Annotated in this window: 14 protein-coding genes; 9 read left to right on the forward strand and 5 right to left on the reverse strand. The window is 42.1% G+C overall.

Annotated elements, in window-relative coordinates; genetic code table 11:
- Positions 1-231 precede the first annotated feature (231 nt).
- From G500_RS22610 to ctlX, 3 genes are all read left to right on the forward strand, one after another.
- Positions 232-1,845 (forward strand): S41 family peptidase, encoded by a 1,614-nt coding sequence (locus G500_RS22610; RefSeq protein ID WP_035756516.1) that lies wholly within the window; start codon positions 232-234, stop codon positions 1,843-1,845.
- Positions 1,846-1,882: 37 nt separating this feature from the next.
- A complete protein-coding gene (locus G500_RS0106720) occupies positions 1,883-4,444 on the forward strand; it encodes an ABC transporter permease (protein WP_027002019.1) in 2,562 nt (853 codons plus the stop codon).
- Positions 4,445-4,520: 76 nt separating this feature from the next.
- The gene (ctlX, locus tag G500_RS0106725) at positions 4,521-5,474 is read left to right on the forward strand and encodes a citrulline utilization hydrolase CtlX (RefSeq protein ID WP_051203342.1); all 954 of its coding nucleotides are present in this window, start codon (positions 4,521-4,523) and stop codon (positions 5,472-5,474) included.
- A 17-nt stretch (positions 5,475-5,491) separates the two neighbouring features.
- Here ctlX and G500_RS0106730 read toward each other — a convergent pair whose 3' ends face one another.
- Both G500_RS0106730 and G500_RS0106735 read right to left on the reverse strand, forming a co-directional pair.
- Positions 5,492-6,097 carry an HAD family hydrolase gene (locus G500_RS0106730; protein WP_027002021.1) on the reverse strand — a complete coding sequence of 202 codons (606 nt, stop codon included), beginning with the start codon at positions 6,095-6,097 and terminating at the stop codon, positions 5,492-5,494.
- Positions 6,098-6,222: 125 nt separating this feature from the next.
- Entirely contained in the window at positions 6,223-7,593 is a 1,371-nt protein-coding gene (locus tag G500_RS0106735) for an efflux RND transporter periplasmic adaptor subunit (RefSeq protein ID WP_027002022.1), read from the reverse strand.
- Between the two features lie 689 nt (positions 7,594-8,282).
- Here G500_RS0106735 and G500_RS24875 point away from each other — a divergent pair.
- The gene (locus G500_RS24875; protein ID WP_027002024.1) at positions 8,283-9,377 is read left to right on the forward strand and encodes a DnaJ domain-containing protein; all 1,095 of its coding nucleotides are present in this window, start codon (positions 8,283-8,285) and stop codon (positions 9,375-9,377) included.
- 121 nt (positions 9,378-9,498) lie between these two features.
- On the forward strand, positions 9,499-9,954 hold the full coding sequence (locus tag G500_RS0106760) for a hypothetical protein (protein WP_154657054.1): 456 nt from the start codon (positions 9,499-9,501) through the stop codon (positions 9,952-9,954).
- A gap of 13 nt (positions 9,955-9,967) precedes the next feature.
- Here the strand turns inward: G500_RS0106760 and G500_RS0106765 are convergent, their stop codons facing one another.
- On the reverse strand, positions 9,968-11,512 hold the full coding sequence (locus G500_RS0106765; RefSeq protein ID WP_161626094.1) for a TlpA family protein disulfide reductase: 1,545 nt from the start codon (positions 11,510-11,512) through the stop codon (positions 9,968-9,970).
- Between the two features lie 253 nt (positions 11,513-11,765).
- On the opposite strand from G500_RS0106765, the gene G500_RS24880 reads away from it, so the two are divergent.
- The gene (locus G500_RS24880) at positions 11,766-12,389 is read left to right on the forward strand and encodes a TlpA family protein disulfide reductase (protein WP_086047839.1); all 624 of its coding nucleotides are present in this window, start codon (positions 11,766-11,768) and stop codon (positions 12,387-12,389) included.
- Positions 12,390-12,521: 132 nt separating this feature from the next.
- Complete coding sequence (locus G500_RS0106780) at positions 12,522-12,965, forward strand: DinB family protein (RefSeq protein WP_027002029.1); 444 nt, start codon at positions 12,522-12,524, stop codon at positions 12,963-12,965.
- 6 nt (positions 12,966-12,971) lie between these two features.
- Here the strand turns inward: G500_RS0106780 and G500_RS0106785 are convergent, their stop codons facing one another.
- Both G500_RS0106785 and G500_RS0106790 read right to left on the reverse strand, forming a co-directional pair.
- Entirely contained in the window at positions 12,972-13,583 is a 612-nt protein-coding gene (locus tag G500_RS0106785; protein ID WP_027002030.1) for a hypothetical protein, read from the reverse strand.
- Entirely contained in the window at positions 13,580-14,962 is a 1,383-nt protein-coding gene (locus G500_RS0106790) for an AAA family ATPase (RefSeq protein WP_027002031.1), read from the reverse strand. Before G500_RS0106790 ends, G500_RS0106785 begins: the two co-directional genes overlap by 4 nt.
- A gap of 286 nt (positions 14,963-15,248) precedes the next feature.
- On the opposite strand from G500_RS0106790, the gene G500_RS0106795 reads away from it, so the two are divergent.
- Together G500_RS0106795 and G500_RS22625 are read left to right on the forward strand one after the other, a co-directional pair.
- Entirely contained in the window at positions 15,249-16,445 is a 1,197-nt protein-coding gene (locus G500_RS0106795) for an efflux RND transporter periplasmic adaptor subunit (protein ID WP_027002032.1), read from the forward strand.
- 117 nt (positions 16,446-16,562) lie between these two features.
- Positions 16,563-19,793, forward strand: coding sequence for an efflux RND transporter permease subunit (locus G500_RS22625; RefSeq protein WP_035756519.1), 3,231 nt, complete (start codon positions 16,563-16,565; stop codon positions 19,791-19,793).
- Positions 19,794-20,153: the final 360 nt, after the last annotated feature.

Below are 20,153 nucleotides of genomic sequence, written 5' to 3' on the forward strand. Positions count from 1 at the left end.
TTCCTTTTCAATAGGTAGGAAAAAAGTCTTCAAACTTTCAAAGGCTTGCGAAAATAGCTTTTTTTCGCTATAAATTACCCGCTTCTTCGGATAAGGCTACTTAGAAAGTATGAAATTTTGTAACTTTGTGAAAGTTGCCGTTTTTTTAGGATACCCAAAAAGAGCGGCAAAGCGAAAAATGGTCGCCTTGTTTTCTTTATTCTTGATGCTTACTTGTGCCTACCTTCAAATATGCCAAATCGCACCGCTTCTATTCGCCTACCCCTGATTGTGTTTTCTGCCTTAGCCATAGGGCTTTTTTTGGGTGCTAAACTGTTTCAAAATCCCACTTCCGAGCGCAAGAGTTTGAGTGCCGAAGGGGGCGGCAAAAAATTAAAGGAACTGCTGCAATTCATAGAAAACTACTATGTCGATACCATAGCCGTAGAAAATCTTACCGACGAGGCAATCGTGGCAATTCTAAAAAAATTAGACCCCCACTCTTCCTATGTGCCACTCAAAGACCTCGAATTTTATCAGGCACAACTTCAAAATGGCTTTGACGGCATTGGCATAGAGTTTAGAGTGGTAGAAGATACACTTCGCATCATGGCGACCCTACCCAATAGCCCTGCCGAAAAAGCAGGCTTGCAGGCAGGCGATAGGCTTGTCGCGATTGATGGCGAAAACATTACTGCCAAACAATTAGAAAGCCATGAAGTCTTCGACCGTTTGCGCGGAAAAAAGGGGACGAAGGTAGTTTTGAAAATAGAACGTTTCTATCCGACCAGAAAAATACTGACCCTGCCCGTTGTGCGCGATAGAATCCCTACCAAAACCGTAGAAGTAGCCTATCTGCTTGATGCCAAGACAGGTTATATGAAAGTGAGCCGCTTTGGAGAGGATACCTACAAAGAATTTAGGGCGCAACTAAGCACTTTTGTAGTGGAAAATAAAATCGACCGCCTCATTTTAGACCTGCGCGACAATAAGGGCGGCTATTTAGACCGCGCCGTCAAGATGGTAGATGAAGTATTGGCAGGCGAGGAGCTAATTGTTTATACCGAAGGCAAAAATAAGCGTTTTAATAACCGCGAATATGCCCAAGAAGAAGGGCTTTTTGAGAGCGGAAAACTTATCGTTTTGATAGATGAAGGCAGTGCCTCCGCCTCTGAAATTGTGGCGGGTGCGCTACAAGACCACGACCGCGCCCTTTTGGTAGGGCGGCGTTCTTTTGGAAAGGGTTTGGTACAGAAGCCGATGGAACTGCACGATGGCTCGGAAGTGCGCCTGACCATTTCGCGCTACTACACCCCCAGCGGCAGGAGTATTCAGAAGCCTTATAGCGATAGTAGCGACTATGAGGCAGAGTATTTGGGGCGTTATGAAAATGGCGAACTCTATCATTTGGATAGCAATAAATTTGATAAAAATCAGATTTTCAAAACCAAAAAAGGGCGAACCGTTTATGGCGGCGGCGGCATCACGCCCGATATTTTTGTGCCTGCCGATAGCACTTGGTTTTCGCCACTCCTACAAAAAATACACGAAAAGGGCATCTTGCGCGATTTAGCGGTGCGCTATTGGATAGCAGAACGGCAGCAATGGTCGGAAAAAGGTTTCGAGGCTTTCAAAGAGAACTACCGCCTCCCTGCCGACTTTAAACCGCACCTCTTGCGCTACCTAAGCGACTACAAAATAGCGGCTACGCCCCAAGAAATAGAAGTGCTTTTGCCCAAGATGCACTTAGAAATACGCGCTGAAATTGCCTATCTGCTTTGGCAATATAGCGGCAAACTACAAATTTTGCACCCTCACGACCCTATCATGGAAGCCGCCCTACAAAATTGGGACGCTGCCTTTTAACGTCTGCTTTCTATTTGAACCACAATCAGCCTTAGGCATGCAAGCAAACTATTTCAAAATCTCTTGGCGAAGGCTTTGGCGCGAAAAGTTTTATACCTTTATCAATATCTTGGGACTTTCGGTAGGAATTGCCTTTTTTACGGTGCTTTTTGTGCTTGTGAGGCGCGAATTTCAATACGATACGTTTCACAAGAAAAAAATCTATCGCATTGTAGAAAACATCGAGCGCAACGGAATCGGCGAGCGAGCCGCCACAGTGCCTTATCCTTTGGGGGAGAAATTGGCACAGACCTATCCTACTCAAATACGCCAAACGGTACGCCTTTTCGATTACCAAATCCCTTTCACAACCCTCTTTGTAGAAAATCAGAGCTACAACGAACGGCACTTTTTCTTTGCCGATAGCAATTTTTTCGACTTCTTCGAGCTGCCACTCTTTGCACCCCAAGACCCCAATCTGCGCCGTAATTTATTGTCAAAGCCTAATTCGGTTGTGATTTCATATCAAACGGCACTCAAATATTTCGAGACACCCGACTGCATAGGCAAAACCATTTCCTTTCAAGGCGACATCCCCCTTACCATTACAGGCGTTTTAGCCGACGAGCAGCCACTTTCTCATTTAGAACTCGACTTGATTGCCTCCTTTTCCTCTTTGTATCAATATCCTATCTACAACCACCTCAATCAATGGATTTGGAATCCTTGTTGGACATATATAGAATTTCACGAAGGCTATAGCCCACAAGATTTAGCCTTGCTGCCCAAAGGCAACTTGTCGCATTTTATTAAGACTCACTTTCCCGAAATTTTAAAAAACTTTGTAGAATTAGAATGGCAGCCCATCGAGGAAATTCACCTACATTCACACCGCGACTACGAAATGGTAGGCAATGGCGACATTCGCTATGTCTATATTTTTATTGGCATTGCCTTTTTGGTGCTTGCCTTAGCAGGCATCAATTTTATGAACCTCACAACGGCAAAAGCCTACAAACGCGCCCCCTATGTCGCCATTCAAAAAGCCTTAGGTGCAAGCCGCTCAACCCTGATGGGGCAGTTTTTTTGTGAAACTTTTTTTGTCGTTCTGATTGCTACTTTTTTTGCACTTATTTTAATAGAACTTTTCTTACCCCTTTTAGAACTCTATTTTACGACACAAGGTTTTTTCCTTTCCTCTGATTCCTTTTTGAAAAGCAACGACACCTACGCCGACCAAACCCTAACACGCCACCTGCAAAACTCGAATTGGATACAAATTGCCCTGCTAACGGGCTTGCTCTTGGGCTTGGAATCGAGTATCTACCCTGCTATTTATTTTTCTTCTTTTCGTCCGAATTGGTTTTTGCAAAAGACGGTTTCTATCCAAAGGCGAAGCCGCTTTTTTAGAAACGCCTTAGTAGTGATGCAACTTACGATTTCTTTCTTTCTGACCCTTAGCACCCTTACGACCTATCAACAACTTACTTTTTTACAAAATAAAAGTTTGGGTTTTGAAACCAAAAATATTATCGTCATCCCTATCGCCCATACCAATTTGGCACTGCAATATGAAGCCTTCAAAGAGGCTCTTTTGAGTGAGGAGGGCATCGAGTATATCACAACGGCAGAGGAAATTTTGGGAAGTGCGCATCAAACACGTGCCTACAAAGCGAGCTATTTTTCTGATATACAACAAGATAGCGATTCTAATTTTATCTTTTTCCCGTCCTTGGCGGTGCGTCCCGATTTTATAGAAACTTTCAACATCAAAGTTGTGGCAGGGCGGAGTTTTGATAGAGAGAATCGCTACACTACGCGCTCTTTTAAGGCACTCGATAGCTTAGGGCGTTTTTTAGTGCCTGTTTCTCACGACGATACCACAGCCGTTATCGTCAATGAGGCAATGGTGGCACATCTGGGGTGGCAGTCGCCAGAGGCGGCGATAGGCAAAAGTTTTTCGAGCTTGCGCGGGCAGGAGCGTATCGTGGGGGTGGTAGAAAATTTCCACTTCGCTTCTTTACACAGTCAGGTGCAGCCCTTCGTTTTAGACCTACTTTCCGAAAATGGACGTTTTCGGTCTATGAAATATCTTTTCATTCGGATAGACCCCAATAAAGAAAGCGAGGCTTTGCTCAATATTAGCAAAATTAGGCGGCGGTATCTATCCGAAACCCTGCGCTTTACCTCCCTTTCATACAGTCTGGAAAAACTCTATCAGCAGGAGGAGCGATTGGTGAGCGTTTCCAAGATTTTTGCGCCCCTTTCCCTTTTCCTTTCAGGATTGGGCTTGTTTGGGCTGGCAGCTTATATTAGCGAGCAGCAAAAACGAAATATTGCCATTCAGTATGCCTTAGGTGCAACTTTTATTGAAATATTGATTTGGCTAAATAGCGATTTTTTCAAAGTCATTGGGCTTAGTTTGCTCTTGGGAACGCTTAGTTCATTTTTCATTTTAGAAAATTGGCTTACTTCTTTTGCTTACCACATCGAACAAAGTTATCTCTTTTATCTTTTTACGGCGATACTCATTGCCTTTCTCTCTTTGCTCATCATCAACCTCAATGCTTGGCGCGTAGCTTTGCGCCCACCTATTGAAACGATAAAAAAGGCTTCCTAAGCATTTGGGTTCATTTTTTTGAGTACCTTGTTTTGGGTTTGATGTTTTAATCTTGAAAACATAAAATTATACAAAAATGAAAACTTCTTTTTTTCCTAAAAACGAAAACTTTGTAGCCGATACGGTCTTGATGGTCAGACCCCTGCATTTTGGGTACAATGCGCAAACGGCAGAAAGCAATCACTACCAACAAAAACCAGACGAGGCGGCTACCGAAATTGCTCAAAAAGCCTTAGCCGAAGCCGACCTTTTTTGTCAGCAACTCAAAGAGGCGCAAATCGAGGTGCTTCGCTACGACGACTTGCCCGAAACCCCTGACGCGCTCTTTCCCAATAATTGGATTGTTTTTCACCGTTGCGGCAAAATTTCGCTCTTTCCGATGGCTGCCCCTAATCGCCGTTTGGAAAGGCGTTTGCAAGTAGTGTTAGATATTTTAGAGGAAAATAATTTTTTCTATCAAAATATTTTTGACTATACAAGTTATGAAAATGAAAATCAATTTTTAGAAGGAACAGGCAGCCTTCTCATCGACCGCCAAAATCGAGTCGTCTATGCGGCACGTTCCGAGCGCACGCAGGAAGCCCCTTTGCTGCATTTCTGTAAAGATTTTAACTACAAACCCATTCTTTTTGATGCCTTTGTAGAGCCAAATTCGGAAAATAGGGTCTATCATACCAACGTCCTGATGGCTTTGAGTCCGAAAGTGGCAGTCATTTGTTTAGAGGCAATTCCCGAAGGAGCAGAAAAGACGCAACTTTTAGAAACCCTTGCCGATACAGGAAAGCAGGTTCTACCTATTTCCTTTGCCCAAAAGCAAGCCTTTGCAGGAAATTTACTATTTTTAAAAAACAAAAAAGGAAAACACTTTTGGGTGCTTTCTCAAACTGCTTTTGAGGCTTTGCAGGAAACACAAAAAGCAACTTTGGCGCAGGAAGGCGATTTTATTGTGGCTGCCATTCCGACAATAGAAAGAATAGGTGGCGGCAGTGTTAGGTGCATGTTGGCGGAGGTTTTGAATCCTAAAAAGTAAGGAGATAAAAAACTATTTTATTGATTATTTATCAAGAAGTTTTTAGTAAATAACTGCCAATTTCTTTTTTCTATGTTTCTAACACAAATTTTATCTTTTAGAAATAGAAGATAAAATTGTAATAAATTTAATTCGTTATCATCAAAATTTCCTACATAAGGCGTAGGGTAGATGGCGTTGCCAAAATTTTGCTTCACCTTTTCAGGAGTGTCATCTACTATTAAAACCCTATCAAGATTGTAACCTTGTTTTTTTACTTTTTTTAAATTTTTAATTTGATAATAGTAATCGTTTTCTTTATTATTTTTAAAATAAGCGTCGTGATAGAATCTGTATTTGGTAGTACAGCGACTTCTGCCCCAGACAAAAGAGAGTGGAAAATTAGCAGGAAAAACACGCTCAACCATTTGTTCTACATAATCGTCGGAAGCAGACGACCATACAGCTACCTCGAAATGTGGTTGTATAGTAGCTAAGAAAATTTCCAGATAAGGTCTTTTGTAGACTTGATAGTCGCCAAGCAAGAAATCAGCAGTAATGCCTATCTCTTCTCGACTTGCATGGATAAGTGTTTCATCTAAATCGAGAATAAGAAGCGTTTTATCTTCGTTTTTGTATTTCATTTTAATAATTAAAATAAATGAAACAGTTATATTAGCAAAATAAATCCTAAAAAATAAAAATCAAAAACTAACAGTTTTTGAAAACTGTTAGTTTTTGCAACAACTAAACGCCAATCCTGCGCTCCCTATTTTTCCCAAGGCTTTTGCTTATTGTCGCCTTTTTCCATTTCGCGGACGCGGTCTTTGTCTTTGAGCAGCTTCGAAACGGTGTTGTAAGGTCCTGCAATGATGGTCTGCCCTTCTTCTAAGCCTGAAAGGATTTCGATGTTGTCAAAATCATTGATGCCCGTCTTGACCTCGACCATCTTAACGGTATTATCCTCATTTTTCACAAAAACAACTTCTAATAAGTCGTCGGTGCGTGTTTTTTCGGCGGCAGGGTCTTTTTTGTTTTGCAAAGCCTCCTCTTTTTCCTTCGGCAGACGCGCCGTAACTGCCGAAATAGGCACAGTTAGGATATTATTTTTGCGCTCGGTAATGATTTCCACACTTGCCGACATACCAGGGCGCAAGGGGTAGCGATTTTTTTCCGTAACCAAATGTTGGTAAGATTCGGCTAAAACCTTGACGCGCACCTCAAATTCGGTAACGCCATCTACCGAAGCCGCCGCATTGAGGCTATTATTGATGGCACTATTGCCAATAGAAGTAACAACGCCCCTAAACTTTGTATCGGGGTAGGCATCAATTTCGATGATGGCGGTATCGCCCGAAGTGATGCGCACCACACTGTTTTCATTTACTTTTACGCGCACTTCCATGTTTTGCATCTCGGCAATGCGGAGCAGTTCAGTACCTGCCATTTGCGCCGTTCCAACTACGCGCTCGCCCTTTTCTACCAAAAGAGCCGAAACAATACCACTTTTAGGCGCGAAAAGTGAAGTAAAAGAAAGGTTCGTTTGGGCTTCGCTTACAGTAGCTTCTGCACTCTGTACGGTGTAGCGTGCCGCTTCTACCGACTCTTCGGCAGCCCTTATATCGGCTTGCGCTACTTCAAAATTAGTCTTGGCGGTTTGAAATTCTTGCTCGGAAATGACTTTTTCTTTGAAAAGTCCCTCGCTGCGGGCAAATTCTGCCTTCGCACGCAAATACTGCGCCTTAGTTTGCTCCAAACGGGCATTTGCCTGCGACACGTTTGCCCTTTGGCTATTGAGGGCGGCTCGCGCTCGCTCTACTACATTGACGTAATTATCAGGACGAATTTTTAGTAAAAAATCGCCTTGTTTTACCGAATCGCCTTCCTGAATGGCTAACTCTATAATCTCTCCGGGTACGTCGGGTGAAATTTTAATCTCCATTTCGGGCTGGATTTTCCCTGATGCACTGACACGCTCGATGATGTCGGCTTTTTTGGCAGTTGCGAAAGTAACCTCTACACCCTCTTCGGTCTTGATGACCCCGCTTTTACGCGCGACCACCGCCAAAACTATCAAAAGCACTATCACACCAAGCGCATAATAAAGTTTTTTATTGTTCTTTTTAGGGGAGTTTGCCATAGAAGGAAATAAGTTTTGTTCTTTGAAAATAAAAAAGAGGAAAAGAAAGTTTTTTTTGTGGTAAAATGAGGGTAGCCTCACCGCTTTTCAATAGGTAGTCATAATTTTGATTTTATTACGATGCCTACACAACTTGTGGGGCAGCCGCAAAAACGCAAAAAGCGCGATTGCCTTTTCTATGAAAAAATGTATTTTTGTGCAAAAAAATGGATAAAGACCAAACTTAGCTATCTCAAAAAAAGTATAAGAAAAAAGCAAAGTGAGATAGACTTTGGCGTTGTTGCAACGGACAGAAGGTCAAAAAATGGGGTTTTGTGCCTGCCGCAAACCGCCTGAACCCCCACCCTGCCCTCCCCTCATAGGGGAGGGTTCAAAATACAAATCATTTTTTTGCATAAATGAAAAAAAATGATACCAAATCAAAGACCCGCCATATAGGGGCGCAGTGATGTTAAGTTCTGTAAAAAATCTTGTTTTGTCAAATTTGACACAAAATAAAATTTGGACTGAACCCATTTTTGGGTCTGAAAACCCTATTTTATTTCAATCTCACTTCGGACAAGGCAATGCCTTGTCCCTACATTCGAACCTGATTTTTAGAATTTAACGTTACTGCCCTGCAAAGCCGCCCCCTGCGAAAAAACACTTCATTTTTTCAAAAAAATAAAAAAGCAAACTTAAAATCTACAATGTTAAACTATTATGCCTTACTCGGACTTAATTTTAATGCCAACGCCGAAGAAATCAAAGCCGCCTTCAAGCGTTTGGCAAAAAGTTATCACCCCGACCGCAATCCAGAAAACCCTGACGCAGAGGCACAGTTCAAACTTATCAATGAAGCCTATCAAACCCTATCAGACCCTTTCCGAAAAGGTATGTACGATATGGAATTGTTGGCTTTTGTGCAAAATCTAAAAGCCCAACAAGCCCTTGCCGATTACCAAAAGGCGCAAGCGCGTCCCACACAAGCCTATCAAAATCAGGATTCCGCGCAGAGTAGCCCACAGGAAAGAAAGTGGGAACGGAAAGCCTCGCTCTATACCCTGCTTGGCTTTATCTTTATTTTCGGACTCTCTTGGTTTTTGCATCACTATATTCCACGTTGGGCTTCGCAGCACAAACTGACACAGGCTCGCTACTGGTATTACGAAAAGCAAGACCCTTTGGAGGCAGTCAAATGTATTAGTGATGCCAATTATTATTTGGAAGATAACGCAGAAGCAGACTATTTATTCGCGCTTATTTTGCAGCAACACTACAAAGACTACAAAAATGCTATCGCATACTACACACGCGCCATTGCGCATAGTGAAAACAGCAGCCAAAAATCGGTCTATTATCAAGAAAGGGCATTTTGTTATGTCCAACTTCGCCTTTTTAAAGATGCCGCCACCAATTACGACTTTGCCATCAGACATGCCCCAAACAAAGTGGAACTTCTGCTCACACTTGCCGATTTGTACCTGCAAAAATTACACGAATACGAAAAGGCGCAACATTATTACGAACGCGCCATTTCAAAGGCAAAAGACGACCCTGCCCCCCTTATTGGCAAATTAGTATCGCTTTTAAAACAAAAGAAATACGAAGAAATGCTCCCTTTATTTCTACAAATAGAAAAACTCCCGACACCAGAGCCTGCGCTCTACTATTACAAGGGCTTTTATTTCTATGAGCATCAAATGAATCACGACCAAGCCTGTTTTTATTGGGCAAAGGCGCGTCAGATGGGCTACCAAGCGGCAGAGCGTCCGTATCAAAGCACTTGCATGGACAGAGAATAGCCAAAAAAGTTTGGCTTTTTTTCGACCTTTTCTCGACCTTTTCTCAATATTTTGGCAACATTTTTTTCTGTTGCGTATTTTTTGTATCTTGTCCGTATCTTCAAATGTTATTCGAAAGCGCATGAGCGATACAAACTACCACAAAGAAATTGCCTTTGAAACCGATTGGGCAACGGTTGCGATTCTAAGAACAACGCCCCACGAGGACGTGCCTGAACAAAAGGCAATTTACCTCAAATGGAAAGGAGTCGTTTCGCGAGAGGACTTTCAAGCTACCTACGAAAAGGCAGGCGAGATTATGATTGCCCATAAATGCAAAAACGTGCTTATCAATTCGCGAGAGTTGCTCTCCATCGACCCTTTGGCACGCGCCTGGACAGCCTCGCGCTTCTATCCCAAAATCATTCAGGCTTTGGGGAAAGGCTGCAAAGGGGCAGTGATTTCGCCCAAATCTTTCTTTGCAGGCGCGGTGAGCAAGATTTTGGTAGCCTCCTTCAAAAGGCAAGATGAGCATTTTCAATTCCAATATTTTGAAGGCGAAGAAGAAGCGATTTTATGGATTTTAGGACTTATTTAAAAGAAAAAAAGAGCTATTTTTTAAGCAAAAGATGTTCTATATCCTGTTTTACGCCTTCTTGGGCAGGCGTGCGCATGCGCTGATAGACAAGTTTGTGGTTTTTGTCTAATAAAACCGCCGTAGGGGTATGCGCAAGATTATAGGCACGCACCACCAAATCGAAGGGTTCGGCTGTGCGCAAATGCAAACCTTTCCATTCGATAGGCGCAATAAGTTTTTGCCAAATGCTTTGATTTTCATTTAAAAAAACACTGACAAAAACAATCTCATCTTTTTCAAATTCTTCCTGCAAACGCCGCAACGCATAAAGTTCGGCGCGACAGCTTGTGCAGCCATACGACCAAAAATAGAGATAAACAGCCTTCTGCTTAAAATTTTCTAAGGTATAACGCCTACTTTGGATATCGAAAAGGGAAAAATCGGGGGCAGCACTTCCTACCTTCAAACGGTTCTGTTTTTGGTAAAATTCTTTTAAATCTTTTCCATATTCGTGATGTTCATTTTTTTGTAAAAAAAGTGCAATCTCGGCAGATAAAGACTTGGAAAAGCCATTGCGAATGGCTTCGGCTAAAAGGCTACTTTGCAAAAAAAGACGCACCTGCTGATTTTTGATTTTGGCTTCTGCCTGCTGCAATAAAAAACGGTAGTAAAATTGCGTCTTGGGTGCATAAAAAATGGGGTACGCTTTCAGATATTCCCAATGCAAGAAATTTTTTAGAAAATACAAATAGCTATCAGAATACAAAATTTGCGGACTTTCTAATGCAATCTCTTCCAAGAAGAGATAATAAAGGCTATCGGGCAATACGGGATTTTTTTCGTTTAGAAGGGCATGAAAATAAGGAAAATGAAACAACTCATTTGCCCAAAGGTAGTCTATTTCTGCCGTTGCGTAGAGGGCAAAAGAGGTAGAAATGGGGTTGTTTTTTTCGTAAGTATTTAAAAAACGCTGCTGCTCTTTGCGCTTTTTATCTACATATTGTCTAAACTGTTTAGGCGCAAGTTGTTGATACTTAGTGGGATAGAGGCTTTGATTTTCACCTGCAAACTTCTGCTCAAATTCTTGTAAATAACGGTTTTCTTTCGCACCCAAACCCTCGAAACGCAGGCTATAACGCAGCGAACTATCGCCTTGTAGGTCTATCCAGAGGCTATCGCCAGGGTGAATAAAGAGTTTGAGCGGCTTTCCCTGCCAATAGAAACGGGCGAAAAGCGGCTGTCGTAGGCGAAACTTGATTTTAAATTCGGAAAGCGAGTCGAGATAAAAAGGAATTTGGACGGCTTCGGCAAAAGGCGCGTCAGGGTTATAGACCAGATAGCCGATAGGCTCTTTGGCTTCTTTTTTAGTCGGCGTGGAAAGTGCCTGCTTTTGAGCGACCTTATCTTCGAGGAAGCGGATTCTGCCTTGCAAAAGTGTGGGCGTTTGGGCAAAAAGTAGGCTATTTTTTTCCGAAAAAAAAGAAAATAGTATCAGAAATAGACAAAAATAAGAATAGGTTTTGCAGATTGTCGCGGCGTTTTTGGCACTGAAAAAAGACCGCGTAAGATAAAAATTCATAAAAAGAAACATAAGGGCAGAATAGAAAGAAAGGGGATTTTTTTGGGTATCAATTTTGAGCAGGTTTCAAGGCACTACGGGCAGCTACTTTTTAAGGCAGGCTTTCGAAGCCCAAAATACGCTAAAAAAAGTGAAAAAAGCCTTGTTTTCCTACTTATCAATCTTTTTTCATACCTTAGCGACAACAAAAATGCCGCAAAATCAGTATCTTTGCTTGGTCTTTTCTTTTCATTCACCTTAGTTATACCTACAAATGTTGAAACAAATCACCTCCATATTATCCCTTTTGTTTGTAGTAGGTTTGCTCGCTACCGCCTGCGCCTCCTCGGATAAAAAAAATAACACTGTCAGCAGCGGAGAAAATCAGCCTACCAAAGAAGAAGCCACCGCTTCTATCGCTTCTACCACGACGCAAACAGCCGCCACAGAGCAGGCAGCCCCAAAAGATGACGACCACAAAATCTTTATCAGCGATACCAACGAAGATGGCACGCCTCGCACCTTCGAGCAGGCTTTAGCCTCTTTGAAGGGGAAGGTAGTTTATGTCGATTTCTGGGCAAGTTGGTGTCCGCCCTGCCGCCAGCAAATGCCGTATGCCAAGACTTTGCATGGGCAGTTCGAGGGCAAAGAAGTTGCGTTTCTCTACATCTCCTTCGATAGAACAGGCGATGCTTGGAAAAATGGCATCAAGCAAATGGACATCAATGGGTATCATTTTTATCCAAAACCTGAACAACTTTCAGCAGTAGCCCAAACCTACAACGTGATGGGGATTCCGCGTTATATGATAGTTGATAAGTCGGGCAAGATTGTCAATGCTGACGCGCCGCGCCCTTCTTCTTCTGAAATTGTGGGACTTCTGAATAAGTTGTTGTAAGATTTTGCCACTTTCCCTTCTTTGAAATTTGAGATAAAGGCATAGTGGAAAAAAATTCGCTATGTCTTTTTTTATTTTTAAATCGTGCAAACAGATTCAAAATTATTTTACAAATCATTAAAAAGTATCTTTATGAAAGACTTATTTCAAGACCTGCTGACTTATAGCCATCATTTCAATCAGGCTTTTTCGGCTCTTTTGGCAGAAAATCAAGCACTTATTTCTCAAAAAGCCCACCTTTTGCAGAGCCATCTGCTAAATGCACATCAGGTTTGGAACAACCGCATCTTACCACAAGAAACAATCTTTGGGGTGTGGCAGCCGCAAGCAATGACAGACTTCGCCGCCATAGACCGCGCCAATTATACCCACTCTTTACTTATTCTCGATACCTTTGATTTAAACCAAATTATTTCCTATCAAAATAGCAAAAGTGAGCCTTTTTCCAATAGCGTGCAGGAGATTTTCTTTCACATCATCAACCACACAACGCACCACCGCGCCCAAATCACGACAGAATTAAAAAATAGTGGCATAAAAACCCCTATTACAGATTACATTTTTTACAAGAGGTAGTTTTTTTTAGGCGTTAAAAATACTTTGAAAATCGACAACTGGATTCAAAGTTTTTTTCCTATCACCTTTAAAAGCATATTTTTTAATGTAATCACTTGTAAAAAAAGTCATTTTATCTGTACGAATTTCAAACTGATTCCGATATATAGGATTGCTCTTGATGACGTTACGTGCCTTAGGCTCATATAGATAAAATAAGTAATACCTCTCTTTACCTACTTCAATATCTAAATGGCGTAATGAACGTAGCAAATTAATAAGATATTCTATAAAAAGAAAACTGCTTTTTAGTTGAAACTCATAGTCATTAGGACTTGGATTAAAAGATTTTATTTCGCAACAATGAATATCTATTTTATTTTTTGATTCTACTATTACAACAAAGTCAGAAGCTTTATTTCCTATATCAGAACTTTTATTCAAAAATTGATTGCGTAGTTCTCCATCGTCAAGCGTAAAGACCAATATCTCACTTGGTGTTTCTTGAAAAGTAATTTGTTTGAGCAAAGCGTCTTTCTGTTTTTCCTTGACTTGGAAAAAAGAGGTTTGTATTTCACATTTTCTCAAAAGTAGTTCTTTGTTGATAAGATTTTGTATCTCTTCTATGGCTTTTTTCATAAAGAAGGTAAGTTTATTTCAGGATAATTTATATCATCGATAGCATCTGCTAAATAGTTTGCTATATGATTTATTTTGTCAGCTTCAGCGTCGAAGGTTGTCATGAGCATGCCATACTCGTTGAAAGATACAGGAACGAGCGTTCCTTTTTTTTCCGCTTCTGTATAAGTGAGATAAGCCTTAATTTCTTGTTCATATAGGACATCATTTTCAGAATATCCCATTTTTTTTAGGATTTCAAATCTCTGGCTTTCCTTTATTTTAGATAACATAAGACAATTATTTATTTCTTTTACTAAATAATCGCTATGTGTTGTTATCCAAACTTTTATACCTAATCTAACCATCTTAACAAAAAGGCGTGCCATTCGAACCTGATTAGCAGGGTGTAAGTTCAATTCTGGTTCGTCTATAAACAAAAGACTATCCTTTTGCGCTTGATGCCTGAGCCAAAAATAAAGGTGCTGCAACGAGCGTACCGAAGTAGATGCTAAATAAGAAGGCATTTTTTGCTTGGATAATAACTCTTTTATCCAAACTTCATCTCTTAATATTTCATACTTAACTTCTAAAATATTTTCTATTTCTGTTAAAATTTCATTTTCGTTTTGTGTATTTTTATCAACTAAAAAGCTACTGTTTAGTATAATATTATTTGTCAGATTGCGTGCAAAAGATATAAGTTTTTCTATTGGCAGGGGATATCTGGGCTTATTTTCCAAGAGTTTTAAGTCCTTCGTATATTGTAACTTTTGTAGTAAATAGGCGTTGTGTTCGTCAAGAGCTTTGTAGAAGAGTTCTATACTGTCTCTTTGAGCAGGCAGTAAGAAAGTCGTATTTTTGTGGGGCAGAAAACTACTGAATAAGAAATAAAGTCCCCAAGCTGGCGAAAGGCGCGTTGTTAGGAATACAAACTCATACAAGCCTGCCTTTTTAAAAATGCGTAGGTCAGAATTTTGAAAAATCAAGCCATCCTCTGGTTCTTTGTACTTGATTTTCAGATGAGTCTGCGAGAAGAAGTCAGGCTCAGATGCAAAGATGACAGGTATATAGTTTTTATATTGAGCCGCAAGTTTATCTAAAAATTTCTGTATATCAATCTCTTCTATGCCAATTCTTAAAGAAATTGGCGGCATATCTTCCTCAAAGGGTTTCTGGAACTTCTGATAGGCTGTGGGTCGTAAAAACTCCGCTAAATCGGCTGAACTTATTGGCTCATCTCCCTTGAGCCAATCAATGCCTTTCTGCAATAAACCCCATATCGCATAAGTCAGATAGGTTTTTCCTGTATTATTTTTGCCACAAATCAAGGTAAGGTTACCTATCTCTATCTCTGCTTTCTCAAGCACACTCAAATTTTCAAGTTCAAACTGTACCATAGGTCGTAATAGGTTAATTCCCTTGCAATAATACATTTTTTTATCCACACCTCTCACCTTGTGGCGTTAAACTTTATTAAAAAAAGACCCATGTAGCTACAACTATCTTTTTTAAAAACTAATTTTGTAGCCCCTTGTTGTAAAGAGAGGACATAGCTGCAAATGCAGGTTTCAAACTTGTAAGAAAGCAGTCGCTTTCAAAACTAATAAGGCTGCAAAAGGAGGCTCACCCTTTCGCTTTTGCCACTACTAATACTACTTTTGCCACTACTACTGTTTTGATACAATGATAAACAATGATAATCTTCGGAAAGGACTTATCGTTTCCCTCAGTCTTGTCGTACTTGTGGGAGGAGGTTATGCCCTTATGAACTACTTAGGAGGACTAAAAAAACCACAGGAGCAGCGCAAGCCTGTCGCTGCCAAAATCTTTGTCCAGACGCGCAAGGTTAGCCCTGCCGAGGTACAGACGCAAATAGTTACTTACGGACGAGTGGAATCTGCCAAACCCGTCGATGTGGTAGCCGAAGTTTCGGGTAGGCTTTTAGCAGGCAGCATTCCCCTGCAAGTGGGTCAGAAAGTGCGGGCAGGGCAGCTACTTTTTAGCATCAACAAACAAGAGGCACTTTTGAGCCTACAAGCCCAAAAAAGCAACTTTATTCGCGATATTGCCCTTATGCTACCCGATTTGAAAATCGATTACAATGAGAGTTTTGAGGCTTGGCAGAGCTATTTTCAGAACCTTTCTGTGGAAAAACCGCTGCCCGAACCGCCGCAGGCGAAAAACAACAAGGAAAAAACCTTTATCGCCGCCAAAGGTATCAATAGCAGTTATTACAACATCAAGAGCCAAGAGGCGCAGTTGGAAAAATATGCTGTCGCCGCACCCTTTGATGCCATTATCAGCGAGGTCTATATGCAGGCAGGGTCGAGTGCCAATCCGGGGGCGAAAGTGGTGCGCTTGCTCCGTTCCGACGAGTTAGAATTGCGCGTTCCGATAGAAGTAAGCGACGTGAATTGGATAAAATTAGGAACAACCGTTGCCGTTTCTTCGGAAGATAGACAAAAAGAATGGCAAGGGAAAATCGTCAGAATTAGCGAAATTGTCAATCCTGCCACACAGTCCTTAGATGCCTTTGTAGCCATTACCAACAACAAAGAAAGCATCTACGACGGCATGTATTTGCGTGCCAAAATGCAGGGCGCAAAGGTAGAAGAGGCGATAGAAATTCCGCGCCGCGCTCTTTTCAATGAAAATCAGGTTTATATCGTTTGGCAAGATTCGGTCTTGAAAAATCAGACTGTTCAGATTCATAAACTCAATCCCGAAACCGCCGTTATTTCAGGTCTTGCTCCCAATAGCGATTTGGTAATCGAGCCACTTATCAATGCCTTCGATAACATGCGCGTGAGCAAAATCGAAGCCCAAAATCCTGAAAAGAAAGCGCAAGGCACAACAAGTGCCGTTCAGTCTGCCCAATAAGAAGCGGCTCTTTCTTTTGTGGTGCTATGTCTTTTGAAATTATCCTTTTCCTGCAAAAAGATGAGATACAAAAAACAGTCTGTAAAAACTAATCTGTAAAAGATAATCCGTAAAAATATGAGAAAGTTAGTGGCTTATTTTGTCAAATACCCCATCTGGGGCAACGCCATCATCGTAACGATGCTCACTTTTGGCTTGATATGTTATTTTTTCGTTATCAAACGTTCCTTTTTTCCCGAAATAGACCCCACTACTATCAATATCACCGTTGCCATGCCGGGGGCTGCGCCCGAAGAGATAGAAGAAGGGGTTACGACCAAAATAGAGCAATCGCTCAAAGGCATCGAGGGCATCAAGGAAATTACGTCTAATTCGTCTGAAAATTTTGCCAACATTACCGTTCAGCTCCTAAGAGGCACAGATGCCGATAAAGCCTTAGCCGATGTCAAGAACGCCGTAGATGGCATTAGCTCTTTTCCTGCCACTGCCGAGCGTCCGATAGTAGCCAAAATCCGCCCGCGCAGTAGGGGGGTGAATATGGCTTTGAGAGGTGATGTAGATTTGGCAACTTTGAAGAAATTTGCCGAAAATATAGAAGACGATTTGCTCAACTCAAACGACATCTCACAGGTCAATATCACAGGCTACCCTGTGCGCGAAATCTCGATAGAAGTAGATGAAGCGACGCTGCTTCGCTATAATTTGCGCTTCGACCAGATTGTGAGTGCCGTCCGCCTCAATAACCGCGACATTTCGGCAGGTGCTATCAAAACCATAGACGAAGAAATCTTGTTGCGCTCGCGTGCCAAAGGAAAAACGCCCGACGAAATTGGTAGCATCACCCTACGTGCCAATGCAGATGGCAGCAAGGTCTATTTGCGCGATGTCGCCACTATCGTAGAACAATTTGCCGACGACCCCAACGCCCTTTTTATGGACGGCAAAAGAGCCGTTTATTTTGAAATAGCCAAATTGCCCGAAGAAGACCTCCAAAAAATATCGGAATATTGCAATCAGTACATTGAAAAATTCAACCTTGCCAATAAAGAAGTAGAGCTTGTGATGAGCTTCGACTTTTTTAGCCTCCTAAGTCAGCGTTTGAACATGCTGATAGAAAATGGCGTAGTGGGTTTGGTCTTGGTCTTGGTCTGTTTGGGCTTATTTTTAAGCGTGCGCCTCTCTTTTTGGGTAGCAGTAGGGATTCCCATTTCCTTTGCGGGCATGTTTATTTTGGCGGCTATGATGGGGCTGACTATCAATATGATTTCGCTTTTTGGTATGATACTCGTAGTCGGGATTTTGGTAGATGATGGAATTGTAATCGGTGAAAACATCTATGCCCACATAGAAAAAGGCAAAACACCAACGCAGGCAGCGATAGACGGCACTTTTGAGGTCATGCCTTCGGTCTTTACTTCTGTCCTGACTACCATTGTTGCCTTTTTGCCTATCGGCATTGGCATCGAGGGCTTCGACTTTCTCCAAGAGATGGCTTTAGTCGTGATTCTCTGTTTGGCGGTTTCGCTGGTAGAAGCCTTTTTTATCCTACCCGGTCATATTTCTGAAATGGAAATGAATCAGAAAGAAAACCGTTTTCGCAAAGCCCTCAATGGTAGCATCGAATTTTTGCGCTACAAAATTTACGCACCCGTTTTACAAGCCGCTCTCCAATACAAATACCTAACGGCGGCTCTGCCGATTGTCTTTGCGATGATAGTCTTGGGTATGATAAATGGCGGACTCATACGGACGACCTTTTTCCCGAACATTCCCTTCGATGAGTTTCAAGTCAATTTAGCCTTTAAAGCAGGCACACCCGAAGAAAAGGTACAAGCCTATTTGGAAAAGTACCAAAAAATCGCGTGGGAACTCAATCAGGAACTCAAAGCAGAATACAAAGACGAAGAAGACTTTTTTAGCCATATCTTCCTAACCATTGGCAGAACCTCCGATGGTAGCGAGGTAGGTTCGCATGCAGGACACCTTTCCATTTCGCTACAAGAGATGGATAGGCGCACCATCAGAAGCGAAGAAATCGCCAACCGTTTGCGCGAAAAAATCGGCAAAGTACCCGAAGCCGAAAAGTTTATCGTAGGAGGCGCAAGCCGCTTTGGGAAACCTGTTTCTATCCGCTTGATGAGCAAGGATATTACGGTGCTTAATAAAGCCAAAGAGGAGGTAAAGGCAGAGCTTGAAAAATATGCTGCCCTCAAAGACATTGCCGACAACCTACGTGCTGGACGCAGGGAGCTGCAAATAGAGCTAAAACCCGAAGCCTATTTCTTGGGCTTGACGCATGCCGATATTACCAACCAAATCCGACAAGGCTTTTTTGGCGAAGAAATCCAACGCCTGCAAAAGGGCATCGATGAGGTTCGTGTTTGGGCGCGTTATCCCGAAGACAACCGCAATACGATAGGGCAGCTCGAAAATATGCGCATCAAGACCGCCGATGGAAGGGAATTTCCTTTCACCGAACTTGCGACCTACTCGGTAGAACGTGGTATTACAGACATTCGCCACTACAACGGCGCAAGAGAAGTAGCCATCGAAGCCGACCTTGCCGACCTGAAAGCCTCTGTCCCCGACATCATCGAGCAGCTCAATAGCACCATTTTGAGCGATTTGAAGCAAAAATATCCTTCTCTGCGCATCGAATTTGGCGGGCAGCAGCAGCGAAGCCGCGACTCACAAGCCTCGCTTATCTTTACTTTGCCCATTGCCATTTTCATCATTATCCTCTTGGTTACGCTTACCTTCCGCTCGCTGCCACAGGCTTTGATGATAGTAGGGGTCTTAGTGCCGCTTGGTTTTTTCAGTGCCGCCTTGGGGCATTTCTTTCACCCTACGCACCAAATTTCGCTTCTTAGCTTTTGGGGTATTTTAGCCCTTTCGGGCGTTATTATCAATGATGCCGTTGTATTTGTGGATAGGTTTAATGCGTATCTACGCGAGGGCAATTCCTTAGTAGATGCGGCTTATTTGGCAGGTTTGGCGCGTTTTAGAGCCATCTTGCTTACCAGCATCACGACCATTGCAGGGCTTGCGCCGCTGATTTTAGAAAAAAGTTTTCAAGCGCAATTTCTTATTCCGATGGCAATTTCGGTAGCTTATGGCGTGGGTATTGGTACGATTATGACCCTTGTTATCTTCCCTGCCATCATAGCCGTTATCAACGACTTACGCCGCGTTTTGGTTTGGCTACCGCGCTACTACAAGCACCTACTTTCCCCTGCTCACTATCCTAATCATTTTCCTACGGCGGAAGAAGTAGAGCCTACCATTCGCGAAATGAAACGCCTCCAAAAGGAAAAGGCGCAGCAAAGTTTGATAGAAAAAAACCTATAAACGGCTTTCATAACCCTCGCCGTTGCTTGTATCCGCACAAAAATAGCGCGAAGTTATGGCTTGGTACTGCTGCAAATTTTATCTCAATCCAACTTAGGGCAAGGCAATGTCTTGCCCTACAAAGTTCCACAAAAGCGGCTTTTTATGTGAAGGTGTTGTTTTTCTCTTGCAGGTGCAAAGCCTTCGACAAGAGAGCGGTCTTTTTTAAGGTTCATTTGCAAAAAATTGTATTTTTTTAAGCCCGACTAAAAACATTGTAAGAAAATTAGCGTTATACAAAGAGAAAATAGTAAAAAAATACGCGATAGGAGCGGCTTTTTCTCTCCAAAAAGACATCAAAACGCGAAAAAAAAGAGAACC

It is taken from the genome of Hugenholtzia roseola DSM 9546 (assembly GCF_000422585.1).
GTDB classification, from domain to species: domain Bacteria; phylum Bacteroidota; class Bacteroidia; order Cytophagales; family Bernardetiaceae; genus Hugenholtzia; species Hugenholtzia roseola.

Bases quoted from the DNA above. Each gene is read 5' to 3' on its own strand.
- G500_RS0106795 (WP_027002032.1), top strand. From the start codon at position 15,249: ATGATAAACAATGATAATCTTCGGAAAGGACTTATCGTTTCCCTCAGT.
- G500_RS0106735 (WP_027002022.1), bottom strand. From the start codon at position 7,593: ATGGCAAACTCCCCTAAAAAGAACAATAAAAAACTTTATTATGCGCTT.
- G500_RS22625 (WP_035756519.1), top strand. From the start codon at position 16,563: ATGAGAAAGTTAGTGGCTTATTTTGTCAAATACCCCATCTGGGGCAAC.
- G500_RS0106760 (WP_154657054.1), top strand. From the start codon at position 9,499: ATGAGCGATACAAACTACCACAAAGAAATTGCCTTTGAAACCGATTGG.
- G500_RS24875 (WP_027002024.1), top strand. From the start codon at position 8,283: ATGTTAAACTATTATGCCTTACTCGGACTTAATTTTAATGCCAACGCC.
- G500_RS0106780 (WP_027002029.1), top strand. From the start codon at position 12,522: ATGAAAGACTTATTTCAAGACCTGCTGACTTATAGCCATCATTTCAAT.
- G500_RS0106765 (WP_161626094.1), bottom strand. From the start codon at position 11,512: ATGAATTTTTATCTTACGCGGTCTTTTTTCAGTGCCAAAAACGCCGCG.
- G500_RS0106720 (WP_027002019.1), top strand. From the start codon at position 1,883: ATGCAAGCAAACTATTTCAAAATCTCTTGGCGAAGGCTTTGGCGCGAA.
- G500_RS24880 (WP_086047839.1), top strand. From the start codon at position 11,766: ATGTTGAAACAAATCACCTCCATATTATCCCTTTTGTTTGTAGTAGGT.
- G500_RS22610 (WP_035756516.1), top strand. From the start codon at position 232: ATGCCAAATCGCACCGCTTCTATTCGCCTACCCCTGATTGTGTTTTCT.
- G500_RS0106790 (WP_027002031.1), bottom strand. From the start codon at position 14,962: ATGGTACAGTTTGAACTTGAAAATTTGAGTGTGCTTGAGAAAGCAGAG.
- ctlX (WP_051203342.1), top strand. From the start codon at position 4,521: ATGAAAACTTCTTTTTTTCCTAAAAACGAAAACTTTGTAGCCGATACG.
- G500_RS0106785 (WP_027002030.1), bottom strand. From the start codon at position 13,583: ATGAAAAAAGCCATAGAAGAGATACAAAATCTTATCAACAAAGAACTA.
- G500_RS0106730 (WP_027002021.1), bottom strand. From the start codon at position 6,097: ATGAAATACAAAAACGAAGATAAAACGCTTCTTATTCTCGATTTAGAT.